Origin of the sequence: Psychrobacter nivimaris (genome assembly GCF_009812035.1) — a bacterium.
Classification (GTDB): Bacteria; Pseudomonadota; Gammaproteobacteria; order Pseudomonadales; family Moraxellaceae; genus Psychrobacter; species Psychrobacter nivimaris.
The window spans coordinates 145,638-163,981 of sequence record NZ_VZIZ01000007.1 but is presented as its reverse complement, the minus strand read 5'-3'; the positions used below and the strand labels follow the sequence as shown (position 1 = coordinate 163,981).

Genomic DNA, 18,344 nt, shown 5'->3' with positions numbered 1-18,344 from the left:
GGTTTGGTCGTTGAGAAGTTATACGGCAGAAAACTTATAGAACAAAAGCTATAGTAGGTTATGGCAACGTTTGAATTTAGAATGGTATAGGCGATTAATTACCACCTATACCATTATTCTAGATTAACGACTTATTTAGAATGCACCATTAAGTCCAACAAATAGGCTGGTTGAGTCATCGTCATTACCTTGTGAATGTGTGACACCAGCGTTGGCATTCAATAGACCAAAGCTTCTAGATAGGCCAAGTGTCATAGCAACGTTATCATCATCAGTTTCGACCATAGGCGTCTCAAAGCTGATATTTGGTAGCGTATTCAAACGTGCGGTTACCGCTTCGCGATTGTCACTCAGCTGTTTTTGGTAATGAATGTCACCAAATAGGTTGAGGTTCTCCATCAAGCTATGATTGGCTTTGAGACCAAGCTTGCCATATGTCGTAGAGTATTTCTGCTCATCGAACTGCATAGCAATGCCAGACATCTCTTTTTCTTTGAGTCCGTCAATTTTTACGCGGCTCGCTGTTGCACCGATATAAGGTGTGACAGCAATATTGCTCACTTGCATTGGGTAGCCTGCCTGCAAGTTGGCATAAAAGCGCTTGCCATCAGCATTTGACTTAAACTGCTGTTGATTACTGCCTAGTGTCACAGCACGTGTGACATCGACATCCATGTTGCCAAATCCTGCAGCACCATTGATCTGTAAACCACCAAACTTGTTGCTGTGATAGACACCAAAACCGACCTCTCCTAGATCAATATCACTCAAACCTGTGCCAACGTCTGAGTTTTCAAAGTCTTTTTGGGTAATGTTACCGTATAAGCCTGTCACTGCATTGGCTGAGTTAGGATGAGCAAAATCTACGCCAAGTAATACTTGGGTATTATTATCACCATCAAACCCTGCAATTTCTTGATTAGCGACTTCACCAACGGCCCATAGTGTACGGGCAGGTTTTTGCTCACTGCTTTGAATTTGGTTGACGTGTGACTGTAAGCGCTCATTGGTTGCAAGTCCAGTTGTCGTTGCAATATGTGGCAGCACACCGATTAAGCTAGGCGCTGTGACTACAGCATTTGCATAGTCAGCAATCAGTTGATGAGTAGCACCTGTTGGATGTATGCCATCAGCGAAGAAGTAGGTTTCGTTGGCATTTGCTTCTACAAGAGTATCAGGTCCACAAGTTAGAGAGCTATTGTTGTCGCCGCAAGCTTCATCGGTGACATTAGTGAAACCATACTGAGCAGGCGATGCAATGATCTCCTGAGTTAAGCTAAACATATCTAGCGGTATGATATTAGCGCCAGTATTTGCTGCGGCACTAAGCATAAATTGATTATATAGGCTAGTAGCACCAGTACTTTGCGCCTGTGCTACAGGCCCTTGATCGATAACTCTAGGGGTTAGACCGACATCGGGAATATTAGGTACCAAGATATATTTGGCACCATTGTCTTTTAATGCATTAATCGTTTCGGTTTGGCTAGCGACTGCTCCAAGTATGGTTGCTTGGGCATTAGCAGGATCTTCAGCCGCCGCAAGCAAGTCATTTGCACCTGCCCACACGACATATAATCCGTTAGGATCTACTGTGTTATTAGCGAGATAGCTATCGACTTGGCTATTGGCAGAAGCAATAGGAATACCGCCAGGGAAAAGCGCTTCTTCGCCTGCTCTTGCCCCGCCGATAGCGTAGTTATTACCAGTTTGAGGACTACCGAATACAACGGGAACAGCCGTGGTACCTAGCTGCTCAGTGAATGAGGTTGCCCAAGTGTTGTCAGGGTTGGTGGTAAACTGAGCAGGACCTGGTACAACTTGACTAAAATAGCCACCATCGGTCAGGCTATCACCAAAAAAGGTGACACTGTCATAAGCATTTGCGTGAGAAATACCAGCGATAGATAGGCTGACAGCCAGCATGCTTTTGGTAAAAGTTTTGAAAGGGGTATGGCTAATTTTAGAACGTGAAGTATTACGAGGCATAGTGACTTCCTTGTCATCAATGTAATAGTTTGTCAACCGAGTGTAACCACTTTTTAGAAAGCTAGCAATCGTTTTGATTGCAAGTTGCAAGAATATTGCCTTATCTAAGTAAGTTTTTAGAGCATAAAAAAGGGGGAGCAAGTACTGAAAAATCATACTGTCTCGCTCACATAATATTTTATTTCCTTCTATGTAATTATGCTGTAAGCACCTGATTTTTATTGAAAGGTATAAGAATTATCTATCGATATTGCTTGTTTAACCTAAGCAACTGCCCAATCATAAATAGTATCAAAGCAGCACTCCACAATAAGATAGTCAGACTAAATGCGTATAAAGATGTCACTGGCGGTAATAGCAAAGTATAGCTAGCAGTATCAATACTATAGAAACTGAAATTAAGCTTGTTTTTGTGGACGCAATAATAAGGCAAGTCCAAGCGCTACAAAAGCGGCGATACCAGATATCATATAACTGATACTAAAGTCACCAGTGACTTCTGCAAGATAACCTGCGGTTACTGGCCCAAGAGCTTGCCCACTTGAAAAAGCAAACGTCAGCGCCGCGAGTGCACTTGCCGCCGCCGCAGGCCCGAAATAATCACCTGCAGAAGCTGCCATAATGACAGGCACACTCCACACCACTATGCCAAACAAGATAATGGACAAATACAGCCCTAAACTCCAATTAGTAAGTCCGACTAGCAGATAAGCGATGGCAAGGAAGAAATAAGCCAGCGCTAGACCAAGGCGTCTACCAATATGGTCAGAAATCCAGCCAAACAACATGCCTGAGAACATGCTAAGCAGCCCAATCCATGCCCAAACACCACCAGCAGTCGCTTCACTCAGCTGATATGAGCCAACCATACTGGTCACGATGAAGGTAACGTAAACCATATAAGTAGCACCATAAATAGCAAAGATGACACCTAAATGTACGAGCAGCTTAATATTGCTACGTTCTAGCTTTTTCTTATTTTTAACAGGTAAGGTAGGTGCGCGCCCAAAAGGGCTTTGTCTGACATCGTCTGGATGATTGCGAATCAAAGTAAAAGTAAGCCAAGCTACCGCAATATTAATCACGGCAAAAATTAGCCAACCTGTCTGCCAAGACAATAGAGTAGAGAAGGGTAAGAGTTTGGGTACGACGAAGCCTGATAAAATGATACCAAAGCCGGGTCCCGCCATGACTAATCCTAAAGCAAGCCCGCGGTGCGAAGGAAAAAACCAATGAGACATGACGCTCATCATTGGTAAGACCACGCCGCCGCTACCGATACCAGTCAGCACATAGAGTGCGCAGAGTATTGGAAAACTGGTGGTAAAAGCCATACCGAGCATAGAGACAGCAATGAGGAGGAGACTTGCCGTCGCAGTCGTTCGAGTACCCAACCGAGGTAGGATAAACGGGCTTAGAAGCACTGCAACCAGATATCCTATCAGGTTGGTGAATCCCAAGATTCCGCTTTGAGTATAATTTAATCCTAAAGAGGATGACATTGACGGTAGTAACATACCAAATGCGAATCGTCCTAACCCAAGTCCGCAGAACATTGCTACAGAGCCTGTCGCAGCAACGATCCAAGCATAGTGTAATCTGCCTAGCTTAGGGGGCGCAGGGTTATCTTGATTTCCTTGATCTCGACTGTCTCGTTGAGTCATTCCATCAGGCTCTCCAACAAGTTGAAAACTCGCAGTATATATCGTCACTAAATTTAGATCGTAGGTAATGACTTCCTTGTTTTGAATAGTATCCATTTCACACTCATCCTTTTGTGCTTAATCCCTATCAGTCCTTTATTAAATATACTTATAGTTTAAGTATACTTATGTCCAATAAAATTAGTATAACTGCACCTGAACGTTCGTTCAATCAGTGTGTAAGAAATCTTTGAAATGTTTTATGGGCTACATTGTTGTATTCATACATAAAGAAAATGCCAGCCTATTTATATGGCTGGCATTCTGCTTATTATTTTCTGACGGTTACTTACTGACTACTGTTTTTTGGGTATCCTTTAATATCGACTTATTATTTAGCCAAGTCGTTTACTCAATTCAGGAAAACGCTTGATCATAAACAGCATTAATAGTAACGCCACAACTGCGATAGCCGCACCGGTGTATCCTACGCTAGATAGTGAAATATGCGTCACGGCATAACCGCCGAATAGTGCACCCGTACCAATTCCCAAATTAATAATACCTGAGAACATCGACATCAGCATGTCTTGTGCATTGACATCGACCATGATGACTTTGGCCTGCATTGAGATAATCAGTAGCATAAGCGCCGCGCCCCAAAGCAAAGCAATAAAGCTGAGCGCCCATACAGAGGTCACTGCTAGCAATAGTGCAAGCATAGACACGAGCATGAGTATGGTCGATATTAGCATCAATCTGGTATTGAACCGATCTCCCCAACGACTGAAAATAATACTGCCTACAATTCCTGCTGCACCGAATAGCAACAGTACAAAAGTAGCAGCGTTTTCACTGATATTACCGACTTGGCGCATGAATGGTTCTATATAAGAATAAGCCGTGTAGTGGGCTGTAAAGACTAATAAAATAAGCAGGTACAAACAGACTAATAGGGGGTTTTTAAGGAGTTCTGGAATCTTTCTAAAAGATCCTTCAAACATACTAGGTAACGTCGGTAAGAGTCTCGCTTGTAGAATAAATACAATTGAGGCAATGACGCCAATACCGCCAAAGGTAGCCCGCCAGCCAAACCATTGCCCAATTAAGCGTCCTAGCGGCACACCGAGTACCATTGCTAACGACGTACCCGTCGCCAGTACGCTAAGCGCCATGGCTTTTTTGCCTTCAGGTGCGACACGTATCGCGATTGCGGCCGTAATGGACCAAAATATCGCATGCGATAACGCAATCCCAACTCGGCTAATGAGCAGCACGTCAAAGCTCCATGCAAATACGGAAAGTACGTGACTGGCAATAAATACTACAAAAAGCCCCAAGAGCAAGCGTTTGCGTTCAAATCGACTGGTCAGTAGCATTAGTGGTAATGACATCGCTGCGACAATCCAAGCATAGAGTGTCAACATCCAGCCAGTTTCTGCCGTCGTAATAGAGAAGTCTTGGGCAATGTCGCTCAACAGCGCCACAGGGACAAATTCTGTGGTGTTCATAATAAAGGCACTAACGCCCATCAAAAATACTTGAAAATACTGAGTTCGGCGAGCGTTGGGGCTTACCTCAAGGTTATGTGTCATAAAATCCAATATAGATGCAGATACTACGTGTGATAGGTCAAAGTGGGGTAGGTTTAATTAGAATACAAGGGTTGCGCGGCAAGATAGCAAACCCAAGCCAATCGTGGAAGTTGTTTTTTGATAAGGATTGTTAATCGAGCGTTTGGTAAGGATGCTTGAGCAATATGAAACTGTCGCTAATGATACTTATTGCGTTGGGATACTTGCTAACGACTAAACTACAATTCATTTAAAAAGAAGCGACACCAGTTGTCGTAGAAGGTTTTAAACAGCTTTATTTTTATGTGAACTTATACTATAGTTATTAGGTCAGGCAAAATGACATGAGATAAAAACCAGTTAACCCTCGGAGCGCAACGCTTCACTTTTTAACTAAGTTTTTGAAACGCTATTTTAGCGAAGTCTTTCTAGTAGTGTTATTTACGTTTAATCCTAAACTTCTACGCCTGTACAAACCCAAAAAACCATCATTATTAATAAACAAAAAAAACTAAACAGAAAAAATGCTCGTTTGCGTTGCAAAAATATAAGCAATGCAACAGCGAAAAACTGTGGCTAAAAAGTCTATCAGAATTAAAAACTACCACCTTACCAAGTCGATTAATTTACTTAATTTTATAGATAATGACGTCATTCAAACAATGGCGAACAGACTCGGCTGGCTTGAAATCGGCACTCAGAATATAACAACAACGAAAAACTGCAGCTAAACAACCGAAATCAAAATAATAAGGATATAACGATGACCACATTAACGTATCAGTTTGAGAAAAAACAATTAGACAATATGCAGTGGTCGGGTGGCTCAAAGCTATCTGGTATAAAGGCACTAGCAAATGATGAGAAAGGCCGAGTACGAAAACAGCCATTGTTTTACCTCGAAACGGTTTCTATAGACAGTTATGAGGATGATATTTACTTCGTGAACAATACCGATGAGACGCTCAGATGGGTAGCACCCTTTAAGCTCTATCGAAATATAGGGGAAGCAAGAGCAAAGTTGGGCGATACCAGTGATGAAAACTTACGTAAAGTGACGCTTTATAGTGATGACATGGATAGCGTATATCAGGATGTACTGCCTAAGCAGGGCGTGCGGATTGGTAGCACTCATATCATGTACGACAGTGATGTGATGATGCAGTGGTTTATACATGTGCCTTATAAGGGGCCAGATACGAATTATGCGATCTGGCAATTTAATGTAGTGGAAAAGGGCGGGATTCGAGGAACTTATCCATTGCTATGGGATGATTTTAGTAAGCCCTCGCACATGGTGAGTTGTGACTGTTTGTTTGATCAAGCTGATATGCCGATAGAGGTCAGTATTTATGAAGAGCGCTGTGCAATGCTTGACAGGCTTGTCGGTTCATTTGGGGTGTCCAATGCTGTATTCATATTGGCGATCAATGATGTGCTCTATCGTTATGGCGTGGGCTGGAGCGCGCCCTATAGCGAGTCGGATATACAAGCGCAAGACATTGCGATGAAACTAACAGAACAAAAGCCAGAAAATGCAGAAGCGGTGAAAGCTATTGTCCAAGCGGTTTATGACTTTTGGTTTAACGAAGGCTTTGCAAGAAATATCTCAATGCAGGCTTGTGAGGAGCTTTTAAGCTTGTACCAAGCGCAGGTTGCTAGTCAAAAATCGGTTTAATTCATAAACTAAATTACCAAGAATAAGCCTAAATAATAATTAAAAAAGGAGAACCTTATGATGTTCCCTATCGAAAACAATGATACGTTTTTACTGTTTTTTCATGGTCTTGATTCAAGCAATGAGACTAGTAAATATACTTGTATCACGCGTGAGCCAAAATACTGTCAAACGGTCAATTACCGCGAGAGTTTTGCAGAAATATTTGAGATCTACGACGCCTTAATCCGCGAAAAAATGACACAGTATCCACGAGTGGTGTTGGCAGGGCATTCGCTTGGTGGTTGGTTTGCCAATCATTTTGCTCATAAATACAACTTGCGCGCACTATTGATTGCACCTTGTATCTATCCAAGTGAGGTATTGGCGGACCGTATCCCTGACGTGGCTGATATGAAGCTGTCTTTTCCCACGACCAATACCGAGATGGTACGAGTTATGGTAGAAGTTGGCGATGAAAGTTTGGACGTAGCAGTCGCCAGACGAACATTAGTAAATCTGCCAGACAGCTGGGAAGTCGATTACTTTGAAGGCGGTCATCATCGTATCGCTCGTAGTAGTGATATTTGGTATCACATAACTGATTTGTGCGAAGATCCCATCGTTTGGATGGATGAGACGACATATCATGGTGAAGACTGATAGCAAGGGCAGTCAAAAAACTGTCGCGACTGATGGATAAATAAACTGCTTAAAATAATTAATTGACATTAAAGACGATCGGTCATAATATCTATGCATGACGATTACTAAGCCAAAAGCCCGTCGAGGGCGTCCACCCAATGTTGAACGAGAGTTTACGGATACCCGTGAAGCTCTTTTGAGATCTGGGATGGAGATGCTGACAGAGCAAGGCTTTGCGACCACTGGTATCGATGCCATACTCAAACGTATCAATGTGCCTAAAGGTTCCTTCTACAATTACTTCAAAAACAAAGAGGCGTTTGGACAGGAAGTATTACGGCAGTACGCGTTGTATTTTGCTCGCAAGTTAGATTATTGTTTTTTAAACGAGCAAGTGTCTCCTATGCAGCGCATTAGTGACTTTGTTGAAGATGCTAAGTCGGGAATGATCAAGCATGAATTTCGACGCGGCTGTTTGGTAGGGAACTTGGGTCAAGAGATTGTCGTGTTGCCTGAGAGTTTTCGCTGTGAGTTAGAAAACATACTGCTTGATTGGCAGGAGCGTTTAGCGGCTTGCTTGCGTCTTGCAGTACAACAAGGACAAATACATTCTAATAGTGATTGTGATGAGCTTGCTGCTTTCTTTTGGATCGGATGGGAAGGTGCGGTTTTGCGTGCTAAGTTGACGCAAGATGTCAGTCCATTAGATGCTTTTTTCCGAGGTTTTGTAGCAGGAATACAGAAGTAATTTTTTATCTATATTTTTAGACGACCGGTCTAAATTATTTTTTACTCATTTATAGACGATTGGTCTAAATAGGAGCTACCATGTTTAATGCAATATTAATTGAAAAAAATGACGATGTTTATCAGTCTAATTTGACAGAGATACAGGATACGCAATTGCCAGAAGGCGATGTCACGGTTCGTGTGGCATTTAGCACGCTTAATTATAAGGACGGATTGGCCATCACAGGCCGTAGTCCTGTGGTACGCACATTTCCTATGGTTCCAGGGATTGATTTAGCGGGAACTGTGGAAATGAGTAATCATCCTCGCTACAAAGCTGGCGACAAAGTGTTGTTGAATGGATGGAGTGTGGGTGAGAAGTATTGGGGCGGTCTATCACAAAAGGCGCGATTAAACGGTGATTGGCTGATCCCGCTCCCTGAGTCGATGACTGAACGTCAAGCAATGGCGATAGGTACAGCAGGATATACCGCAATGCTTTGTATAATCTCATTAGAGCGTCATGGACTCACACCAGAGCGCGGTGAAGTATTGGTGACGGGTGCTAATGGCGGCGTTGGTAGCTTTGCCATCGCACTTTTAGCAAACCAAGGTTACTCTGTCACCGCCTCTACGGGACGTCTGGAAGAAGCAGAATACTTAAAAAGCCTTGGTGCAACGACGATCATTGACCGAGCTGAATTAAGTAGTCCGGGACGCGCACTTGGTAAAGAGAAATGGGCCGCTGCAATCGATTCTGTCGGTAGTCATACGCTGGCCAACGTTTGTGCTAGCACCTGTGAAGATGGTTTAGTCGCTACCTGTGGATTGGCTCAAGGCATGGATTTCCCTGCTACTGTCGCGCCCTTTATTTTGCGCGGTGTCAGTTTGCTTGGTATCAACAGTGTGACACGACCTTATGATGAGCGTGTAGAAGCATGGCAGCGTTTGAGCACAAGCTTGGATATGACACAATTGGATGCAATCACTAGAGAGATTGGACTAAGCGAAGTCATTCCGACAGCCAGCGAGTTGTTGGATGGTAAGGTTCGTGGTCGAATAGTCGTTGACGTCAATCGTTAGGCGTTAAGCGTTAATACTTCAACCCTAATATTTCGATGTTGAACCTCGTGTTAACACATGAATAAGTGGCGCATCGAAACGTCTAAGATTGAGTGCTCAACGTGAAAAAAAATTATTCACAAACGGTCACAAATATCGGTATTTATTTTTTGTCATCTGATGTGCTATCATCGTTGAACGATCTATCGTGGGTTTAACAGTTTTGTTATTGCCGACCATGACAATAGTCTAATGGCAGCGTAACAAACCTTGCAACTTCCAGCACGATATAAAACAACTCTGGTAAAGCGCATGAGCCTGTACTCCGACAACCTCATTTGTGCCTGATTTTTTGCCTATTTGGGCGTATATCATACTTTTTCGTCGGAGTTACAGGAGTCTAAGGTGTTCAATATCATGAGCCACATTGCTAACCCATCTAAATATACCCGTCGTTATCACCCACGCCATTCTTTAGCGCAATATATTATCAATCAAATAGAGTCGCTTGAGCTGCGCCCGCAAGATATCGTCAAGCAAATGGGCTATCCTCTTAAACATACCATACCTGCCTATGACCGCCTGCGCCATGTACTGTCGAGCAAATTCCTTGGGCTTGATGGTAGCTATATGGACAAACACTTTACCGCTGATGAGTTTTTGGCAAAACTGTTTGCCGTGCTTGAGATACCGTATCAGCCATTCGCAGAAGATATTGCGCAGATTAAATATGACTTGGCGAATCACTCTAACACGCTACCTAGATATAGCTTACGAGCGGAAGTAGATTTTACATTTACGAGTGCTGACAATTAGATGTCTCGTGGCGCGGCTTTACGTTTTGCGCAAGTACATCTGCCTAGCGGTTTTGCCAAATTAGACGATGCTGCACGTAAATCAGTGATTCAAGACAGCATCTGCGAGCATTATCAGCAGTATGAGGGCAGTTTGCCATACGACGGTATAATCAAAGCCTATCGACTGACTATTGAACAAGACAACCATGTGGTCGACCATGCAGAGTATGGATTGCCAAAATCTAGCAGTATCTAAAATGCTGTGAGTATATGAAGAGTGTAATAATCTAAGCTCATCGACTAAGAAGCCTTAGGGCGTGTCATCAATTAAGCCAAATGACACAAGAAACCAGATAAATAGCACTCAAGAAATGACGGGCTAACTTATCATAGCGAGTAGCAATCGCACGATACTGCTTAATCTTGGCAAAGAAGTTCTCAATTAAATGCCGTGCTTCATAGAGCTCTTTGTCAAAGTCTCTTGGCTGCAACCGATGACACTTAGACGGTATAACTGCGTTGCCTTGTACGGCTTTAATCGGTTCAATGACACGGGCATCAGCATCATAAGCTCTATCGGCAAGCCAGGTTTGGCTAATACTGACATCTAACAACACGTCTGACCCCTGCAAGTCATGAGCGCCGCCACCCGTCAAATAAAAGCCTGTAGGATTGCCTAGCGCATCTGTACGAGTATGTATTTTGGTCGTCAGTCCACCTTTACTGCGACCGATGGCTTGATCCCTTTTTTCCAGCACTATGCTGATGGGCTTTAACAATAGTGGCATCTAGCATGGCATATTCATCATCGGATTGCTCAGACAACTGATTAAAAACCTGTTCCCATACGCCTTTTTGTGACCAACGGCTAAAACGAGTATGAATCACTCTAAAGTCGCCAAAACGCTCAGGTAGGTCACGCCAAGGTATGCCTGTTTTATAGCGGTACAAGACGGCTTCTACAAATAAGCGGTTATCCTTTGCAGTAACACCAACGTCATTTGGTTGACCTGGCAGAATGTCTTTAATTCTCGCCCATTGGTCATCTCGTAGGGCATGGCGTCTTGTCATGAGGGTTTTACTCAGATTGCTAAATATAGAGTTACTATAGCTTATTCTAAAATAACTGTGCTAATTGATGACACGCCCTAGTATAAATTAGAAGACTCAGTATAAAAAAGCCTCACTTTATTGTGGGGCTTTTTGGTTTTTTACGTTATGTTTTCTTGTAAGAGACAAACACTGCTAAATATCAGTTTTATAAAATTCATTTTAAGCGTCAGGCTTCAGGCTTAGAGATGGCGCGCCATAAAATCACAAATAGCGCATCAAACTCTGCATTTAACGGTGTTTCTGTTTGGCGAATGGTATGCATTAAACCAAGTCGACTGATAAACCCCATAAACACATCAAAGAGTATGTGCAAAGGAACAGTGTCATTGAGCACCCCACGATTTTGTCCATCTTCTAATACCGCTAAAAACGCCCCAATTAACTCTTTGTTTTCATAGATTGCGATATTACGTATACGTGAGGCCGAGACAGAAGACAGAACCATCACCGCATCTGGATGCGAGTCTACAAAATCAAAGCAGACCCACAGTGTCTTACGTAGACGATCTTGTACGCTATCAATCCCTTGCAGATGATCCATAATTCGAGCGGCTAATCTGCCGAGCACAATATCCATAATGGTATAAAACAGCGTTTGCTTGTCTCCGAAATACTTGTAAAGCGTTTGCAAAGAAACGTTTGCAGACTTTGCAATCTGCGCCATCGTCACCTCATTGGCGTCAAATCCTGCAAAGACTTTACGAACAGCTTGTTCAATTTTATCCAAAGTTGCGGGCCGCATATCGGATAGGGGCGCTAGAGATCGAGTTTGCGTGAGGCTATCTGATTGATTAAAGGTTTTCATATTTATCGCTTCTTAAAGTATTGACTATTTGATACGTCCTATCAGTTAAATGATTTTCTCAATAATTTAAAGTGATTAAATCAATAAGTAATATAAATTACCATTTTTATTTAATTGATTGCGAAGTGGTTTTTCGTAGCCTAGTATAAGACTCATATATTAATAAATACAAAGCATTTATAGTATATCTATAACGGTAATATAAATTACCATAATTTACAAAATGGCTTAGATATAGTCAGTTCAATATAATTTCGATACAAGGAAACCGAGTGTAAGTTATATATTAGTATGCTTAGCGAGGATGACGATGTAGCGGATTTATATAGACTTGACTATATAGTTGTTATTCACTCCACCTTGTCAAGGATAGACATCATGAGTATCGAAAAACTTACCCCAAACTGGATGACCGAAGAGCATCAGATGGTGTACGACAGCGCCTTAAAAATGTTTCAATCTTGGGATCCTAAAGATGAGCAGTGGCGCAAAAATGGCATGATTGATCGCGCTGCTTGGGAAGAGGCAGGCGAGATGGGGTTTCTGTGTGCGGCGATACCAGCTGAGTATGGCGGCGGTGGCGGGGATTTTGGCCATGAAGCGGCACTTATCTACGCACAGACTGAGGCCAATCAATCGGGATTTGGCGGTATGGTGCACTCAGGCATTGTCGCGCCTTATATTTTAGGCCACGGTACTGAAGAGCAAAAACAAGCGTGGCTACCCAAAATGGCAACGGGTGAATATATCGGCGCTATCGCCATGACCGAGCCTGGTACTGGCTCTGACTTACAAAACATCAAAACCTATGCGGTAAAAGATGGTGATGACTACATTATCAATGGTTCTAAGACTTTTATCACTAATGGTCAGCATGCCAATCTTATCCTATTAGCATGCAAAACAGACCGTGAAAAAGGCGCACAAGGCGTCTCACTTATCATCGTAGAAACGGACAAAGTAGAAGGGTTTGAGCGTGGACGCAATCTCGACAAGATTGGTTTGACGTCGCAGGATACCTCAGAGTTGTTCTTTAGCAATGTACGTGTGCCACAAACCAACCTGTTGGGTACGGTAGAAGGTATGGGCTTTATCCAAATGATGCAGGAGTTGCCACGTGAGCGTTTAATCATTGCGCTATCAGGGGTTGGCTCGATGAAGCTGGCAATCAATTTAACCTTAGATTACGTAAAAGGGCGCGAAGCCTTTGGCAAACCTATTTGGAAGTTTCAAAATACCCGCTTTAAGATGGCGGAATGCTATGCCGATTATCTTGCTGCTAGCACCATGTGTGATGCGGCAGTAGATGCGATGTTAGATGGCAAACTGTCTGTACCGCATGCCTCATTGATCAAATATTGGGTCACCGAAAAACAGTGTGAAGTTATCGACGAATGCGTGCAGCTGTTTGGTGGCTATGGTTATATGACAGAGTATCCTATCGCACGTTTATATGCTGATGCGCGCGTGCAAAAAATCTATGGCGGCACCAATGAAATTATGAAAGAGCTGGCTTCACGCTTTATGTAGACGCTTATATTATAAGACTACGATAATTGTTGTTTATTTAAAAAATAAAAAAAGGATTTTTTATGACTGAGACTGCTTACATTTATGACGCTATCCGTACGCCACGGGGTAAAGGGAAAAAGGATGGTTCGTTGTATCAGGCATCACCGATTTGGCTGACGCGAACTTTACTAAAAGAGATGCAACAGCGCCACAACTTGGATACCAGTTTGGTCGATGATGTCGTACTTGGCTGTGTGACGCCAGTGGGTGAGCAAGGCTCTGATATTGCCCGCATTGCTGTTATTGATGCTGGCTGGGCACAAAGTGTGGCAGGTCTTACTCTGTCTCGCTTCTGTGCCTCTGGTCTAGAGTCCATTAATTTAGCTGCTGCCAAAATCATGTCAGGTATGGAAGACATGGTGGTGGCAGGCGGCGTTGAGTCTATGAGCCGCGTACCGATGGGCTCAGATGGCGGTGCTTGGTACATGGATCCGCGAGTCAATGAAGCGACGCATTTCGTACCGCAAGGAGTAGGTGCGGATACCATCGCAACGCTCAAAGGCTTTAGTCGTAGTGATGTCGATGCCTTTGCCACCGAGTCGCATCGCCGCGCTGCAAAGGCTTGGGAGAATGGCTACTACGACAAATCTGTCGTCCCTGTCACCGATATCAATGGCATGATGCTGTTGGATAAAGATGAAACCATCCGTCCTAATACCAATGTCGAAACCTTAGCGGGTCTAAAACCTTCTTTTATTATGCCGGGCAAAATGGGCTTTGATAGCGTTATTTTGGACAGATACACTACGATTGAAACCGTCAATCATGTGCATCATGCAGGCAACTCTTCGGGCATCGTTGATGGGGCTGCCATATGTTTGGTCGGTAGTGCGGCGGCTGGTCAAAAAGCAGGGTTAAAACCACGTGCCAAAATCACGATGGCCTCAGTCATTGGCTCAGAGCCTGCCATTATGCTCACAGGCCCAACGCCAGCTTGCCAAAAAGCCCTCGATAAAGCGGGCATGCAAGCTTCTGATATAGACCTTTGGGAAATCAACGAGGCATTCGCTGCTGTCCCGATGAATACCGCTGATGATTTTGACATCTCGCTTGATATCGTCAATGTAAATGGTGGTGCAATCTCCATGGGTCATCCGCTTGGAGCAACAGGAGCGATGCTAATGACGACCGTCCTTGATGAGTTAGAACGCCGCGATCTACAGACCGCTATGATTACGCTATGTGTGGGCGGTGGCATGGGTATTGCCACCATTATCGAGCGCGTTTAACTTTTTCTAAAATAGACTAAAGCACAATTAGATTAAGAAATAATAGATAAAGAATCATTTAAGGGATAAAAATGATGACAAATAACCAGACAGCAGATAGCGTGACAGCCATTAATGCACTAGAAAACTTCTCAGCTCAGCGTGATGAGGATGGTATCGTCACTGTCACGATTGACCAAAGCAAACGCAAAATGAATGTCATCGGTGGCGGTTTTACAGAGTCGTTCGCCACGATAGTTGATAGTTTTATCAAGGATGGCACAGCCACAGGCTTGATTCTCACATCGACCAAAGACACCTTTGTGGTTGGTGCAGATATTGATCAATTGAACCAGATAAAGACAGCCGAGCAAGCATTTGCACTGACTGAAGAATTAAAAGGTAGTTTGCGTAAGCTTGAGACCTCAGGCAAACCTGTCGTCGCTGCTATGACAGGAACCGCATTAGGCGGTGGTTTAGAGTTGGCACTTGCCTGTCATTATCGTATTGCCATTGACACGCCTAAGACCAAGCTAGGTTTGCCTGAGGTGAAATTGGGTTTGCTACCTGGCGGCGGTGGTACTCAGCGCTTACCGAGGTTGGTCGGTATTCAGACGGCATTGGAGCTCATGACGCAAGGCAAAAAATTAAGACTAGCAGCGGCAAAAGACATTGGACTTATTGATGCAATAGCTACTGATCAAGCAGATATGCTGAAGCAAGCAAAAGACTGGATTCAAAATAATCCAAGTGCGCAGCAGCCATGGGATAAGAAAGGCTTTAAAATTCCTGGCGGCGATAGTAAGCATCCAAAGGTGGTTCCTATATTCTCTATCGCCCCAGCCATGGCCAATCAAAAGTCACATGGCAACTACCCAGCGATTACTCATATCATGTCTTGTGTGTTTGAAGGGTGCTTAGTAGACATTGATACTGGGCTTGAAATTGAGTCGCGTTATTTTGCCGCTTGCGTACTGTCCACTGAATCTAGAAACATGATCAACACCTTATGGACGCAGCTGAATAGCATCAAAAAAGGTCAGTCTCGTCCTCAAGGGTTTGAACGCACAACCACCAAAAAAGTCGGTATTTTGGGTGCTGGTATGATGGGTGCAGGCATTGCTTATGTCACTGCCAAAGCAGGGATAGACGTCGTTTTATTGGACACAGAGATTGCCAATGCTGAAAAAGGTCAAGCGTACTCTGCTGATATTTTGGATAAAGCCATTAGCAGAAAGCGTGCTACCGAAGAGAAAAAACAAGCTCTCTTAGAACGCATTATGCCAACCGTTTCTTACGATGATTTGGCAGATTGTGATCTTATTATCGAAGCAGTGTTTGAAAACCGAGAAATCAAAGCCAAGTGTACCCAGCAAAGTGAGGCAGTGATTTCAAACACGGCCGTCTATGCTTCTAACACCTCAACGCTACCGATCACAGGACTGGCAAAAGCCAGCACTCGTCCAAACCAATTTATCGGTCTGCACTTTTTCTCGCCAGTAGACAAGATGCCGCTGGTTGAGATTATCATGGGCGAGAAAACCGACGATGCAACGTTGGCCCAAGCTTTCGATTATGTTGTGCAAATAGGTAAAACGCCTATCGTCGTCAATGACAGTCATGGCTTCTATACCTCGCGGGTATTTGGTACCTATGTGTCAGAGGGCATTGCGATGCTAGGAGAGGGTGTGCATCCGCGTAGCATTGAAGTTGCCGGACTGAAAACAGGTATGCCAATGCCGCCGCTAGCATTACAAGATGAAGTGTCATTAAGCCTCGCATTGCATGTCAGCGAACAGCAGCAAGCGGATATGGTAGCCGAAGGTAAGCCAATCGTAGTGCGTCCTTCTTATGACATACTAAAAACACTGGTCAATGAGCATGGGCGCGAAGGTAAGAAAAATGGCAAAGGGTTCTATGACTATCCAATAGAGGGTGATAAGCATCTATGGCCTGATCTGATAAATTTATATCCGCCAAAATCAGAGCAACCGTCGCAGCAAGATTTGGTTGATCGCCTGATGTTTATTCAAGCCAATGAATCTGCTAAATGCTATGAGGAAAATGTTGTGCGCTCAGTAGCTGATACCAATATAGGGTCTATCTTTGGTTGGGGGTTCGCACCGCAGCATGGTGGTACGCTACAGTTTATCAATGCAATGGGTGTTAGTGCGTTTGTTGAGCGGAGTCGTGAGCTGGCTGCGAAATATGGTGAACGTTTTGAGCCAGCTCAAATCTTGCTAGACATGGCAGTCAAAGGCGAGGCGTTCTCTGATGACTGATAGATATGTATCAAATCCTGATCAAATGAAGGACTGTCTACAAGGGTTACGAGTGATCGATCTGACTCGTAATCTACCTGGGCCTTTTGCCACGCGCCTGCTTGCGGACTTAGGCGCGGACGTTCTTAAAATCGAGCCCAAACAAGGCGATCCTGCTCGGGTATTTGGTGAGCTCTTCGCAGCTCTGAACCACGGTAAGACTACCGAAAAATATGACTTTCATGACGCTAAAGCGATTGGAGCTATAAAAGCACATCTTAAAGAAGCTGATGTGATGCTAGATAGCTTTCGCCCAGGTATTTTGGCAGAAATGGGACTAGATGCTAAGACCTTGCATACCATCAACCCAAAGCTAGTAATGGTATCTATTACTGGTTATGGCTTAGCAGGCAATTACGCGAAAGAAGGTATCTATTTAGAAGATGCTGACTCAAAAAATAGCTCTCAAGTGAATCATGACTGGTCCAATAAGGCAGGTCATGATATCAACTTTATGGCCATGAGCGGTGTGCTGGATCAGTTAAAAACAGCGCAGGGTGAGCAGGCCATGCCCAATATCCAGTTTGCGGATTTGGCAGGTGGTAGTGACACAGCAGTGATAGCACTGTTGGCTGCCGTATTTGCCGCCCAGCGTACTGGCAGAGGACGACACATTGCTATTAGCATGACGCACAGTTTGTACAATCATATGGTCATGCCAAAGGTCACAGGCAAACTGATTAATAGCCTTTCAGGAGATGGCTTAAACGACACTCTACTGCCGCAGCATGACTTTTTGGGTGGTGCCTTACCATGTTACCGACTATACCAAACCGCTGACCAGCGCTATATGGCGGTTGGTTCCTTGGAGCTGAAATTTTGGCAAGGGCTATGTGAGGTACTGGAGCTGCCGTCGCTTAAAGAAACACACTGGCAGCTTGGTATCATGCCCAATAGACCTGAGAGTGAAGCGGCGACCAACACAATCGCGGAAAAATTCGCCAGTCAAACGCTTAAGCATTGGCAACGTGTATTTGCAGCAACGGATGTCTGTGTGACCCCTGTGCTGAGTTTGCATGAAGCCAAAGCTCACCTTTTATTTGCGCATCAAGATGAACATCACGCAACGTCAGGATGGCAGCAAGTGAATTAATAATTAGTATGTAATAGCTCTGGAGAAAAGAGAAGAAGATATTGAGCCGCTGCTGGCTAGTATCGTCTTTTTAGTCTGTATTATTCTGACTGCCTGTCTAAACCAGAGTGATTGAACTTGTATATTTACAACTGTC

General features: G+C 43.8%; 14 protein-coding genes and 1 pseudogene. 10 read left to right on the top strand and 5 right to left on the bottom strand.

Annotated features, from left to right (window positions below):
- Positions 1-135 precede the first annotated feature (135 nt).
- The 3 genes from FQV37_RS03350 to FQV37_RS03340 form a co-directional block, all read right to left on the bottom strand.
- Positions 136-1,989, bottom strand: coding sequence for an autotransporter domain-containing protein (locus FQV37_RS03350; protein WP_160021290.1), 1,854 nt, complete (start codon positions 1,987-1,989; stop codon positions 136-138).
- A gap of 398 nt (positions 1,990-2,387) precedes the next feature.
- Complete coding sequence (locus FQV37_RS03345; RefSeq protein WP_160021289.1) at positions 2,388-3,749, bottom strand: MFS transporter; 1,362 nt, start codon at positions 3,747-3,749, stop codon at positions 2,388-2,390.
- Between the two features lie 278 nt (positions 3,750-4,027).
- Complete coding sequence (locus tag FQV37_RS03340) at positions 4,028-5,227, bottom strand: sugar transporter (protein ID WP_160021288.1); 1,200 nt, start codon at positions 5,225-5,227, stop codon at positions 4,028-4,030.
- Positions 5,228-5,969: 742 nt separating this feature from the next.
- On the opposite strand from FQV37_RS03340, the gene FQV37_RS03335 reads away from it, so the two are divergent.
- The 6 genes from FQV37_RS03335 to FQV37_RS14205 all read left to right on the top strand — a co-directional run bounded on the left by FQV37_RS03335 (position 5,970) and on the right by FQV37_RS14205 (position 10,352).
- Positions 5,970-6,884, top strand: coding sequence for a hypothetical protein (locus FQV37_RS03335; protein WP_160021287.1), 915 nt, complete (start codon positions 5,970-5,972; stop codon positions 6,882-6,884).
- A gap of 57 nt (positions 6,885-6,941) precedes the next feature.
- Entirely contained in the window at positions 6,942-7,526 is a 585-nt protein-coding gene (locus FQV37_RS03330) for a YqiA/YcfP family alpha/beta fold hydrolase (protein WP_160021286.1), read from the top strand.
- Between the two features lie 97 nt (positions 7,527-7,623).
- Positions 7,624-8,256, top strand: a complete 633-nt coding sequence (gene acuR / locus FQV37_RS03325) for an acrylate utilization transcriptional regulator AcuR (protein WP_160021285.1) — start codon at positions 7,624-7,626, stop codon at positions 8,254-8,256.
- 80 nt (positions 8,257-8,336) lie between these two features.
- Positions 8,337-9,320 carry an acrylyl-CoA reductase (NADPH) gene (acuI, locus tag FQV37_RS03320; RefSeq protein WP_160021284.1) on the top strand — a complete coding sequence of 328 codons (984 nt, stop codon included), beginning with the start codon at positions 8,337-8,339 and terminating at the stop codon, positions 9,318-9,320.
- A gap of 396 nt (positions 9,321-9,716) precedes the next feature.
- Positions 9,717-10,115, top strand: coding sequence for a hypothetical protein (locus FQV37_RS14210; protein WP_240990930.1), 399 nt, complete (start codon positions 9,717-9,719; stop codon positions 10,113-10,115).
- Positions 10,116-10,352: a hypothetical protein gene (locus FQV37_RS14205; protein ID WP_240990929.1), complete on the top strand. Its 237-nt coding sequence runs from the start codon at positions 10,116-10,118 to the stop codon at positions 10,350-10,352.
- Positions 10,353-10,419: 67 nt separating this feature from the next.
- Here the strand turns inward: FQV37_RS14205 and FQV37_RS03310 are convergent.
- Together FQV37_RS03310 and FQV37_RS03305 are read right to left on the bottom strand one after the other, a co-directional pair.
- Positions 10,420-11,167 (bottom strand): annotated as a pseudogene (locus FQV37_RS03310) (IS5 family transposase).
- Positions 11,168-11,375: 208 nt separating this feature from the next.
- On the bottom strand, positions 11,376-12,014 hold the full coding sequence (locus tag FQV37_RS03305; RefSeq protein WP_156410701.1) for a TetR/AcrR family transcriptional regulator: 639 nt from the start codon (positions 12,012-12,014) through the stop codon (positions 11,376-11,378).
- Positions 12,015-12,392: 378 nt separating this feature from the next.
- Here FQV37_RS03305 and FQV37_RS03300 point away from each other — a divergent pair, with 378 nt between their 5' ends.
- From FQV37_RS03300 to FQV37_RS03285, 4 genes are all read left to right on the top strand, one after another.
- Complete coding sequence (locus FQV37_RS03300; protein WP_160021283.1) at positions 12,393-13,544, top strand: acyl-CoA dehydrogenase family protein; 1,152 nt, start codon at positions 12,393-12,395, stop codon at positions 13,542-13,544.
- Between the two features lie 62 nt (positions 13,545-13,606).
- Entirely contained in the window at positions 13,607-14,815 is a 1,209-nt protein-coding gene (locus FQV37_RS03295; RefSeq protein WP_160021282.1) for an acetyl-CoA C-acetyltransferase, read from the top strand.
- A 71-nt stretch (positions 14,816-14,886) separates the two neighbouring features.
- On the top strand, positions 14,887-17,076 hold the full coding sequence (locus FQV37_RS03290) for a 3-hydroxyacyl-CoA dehydrogenase NAD-binding domain-containing protein (RefSeq protein WP_227679255.1): 2,190 nt from the start codon (positions 14,887-14,889) through the stop codon (positions 17,074-17,076).
- Complete coding sequence (locus tag FQV37_RS03285; RefSeq protein WP_160021281.1) at positions 17,069-18,208, top strand: CaiB/BaiF CoA transferase family protein; 1,140 nt, start codon at positions 17,069-17,071, stop codon at positions 18,206-18,208. The genes FQV37_RS03290 and FQV37_RS03285 overlap by 8 nt, the downstream gene beginning before the upstream one ends.
- Positions 18,209-18,344 lie beyond the last annotated feature (136 nt).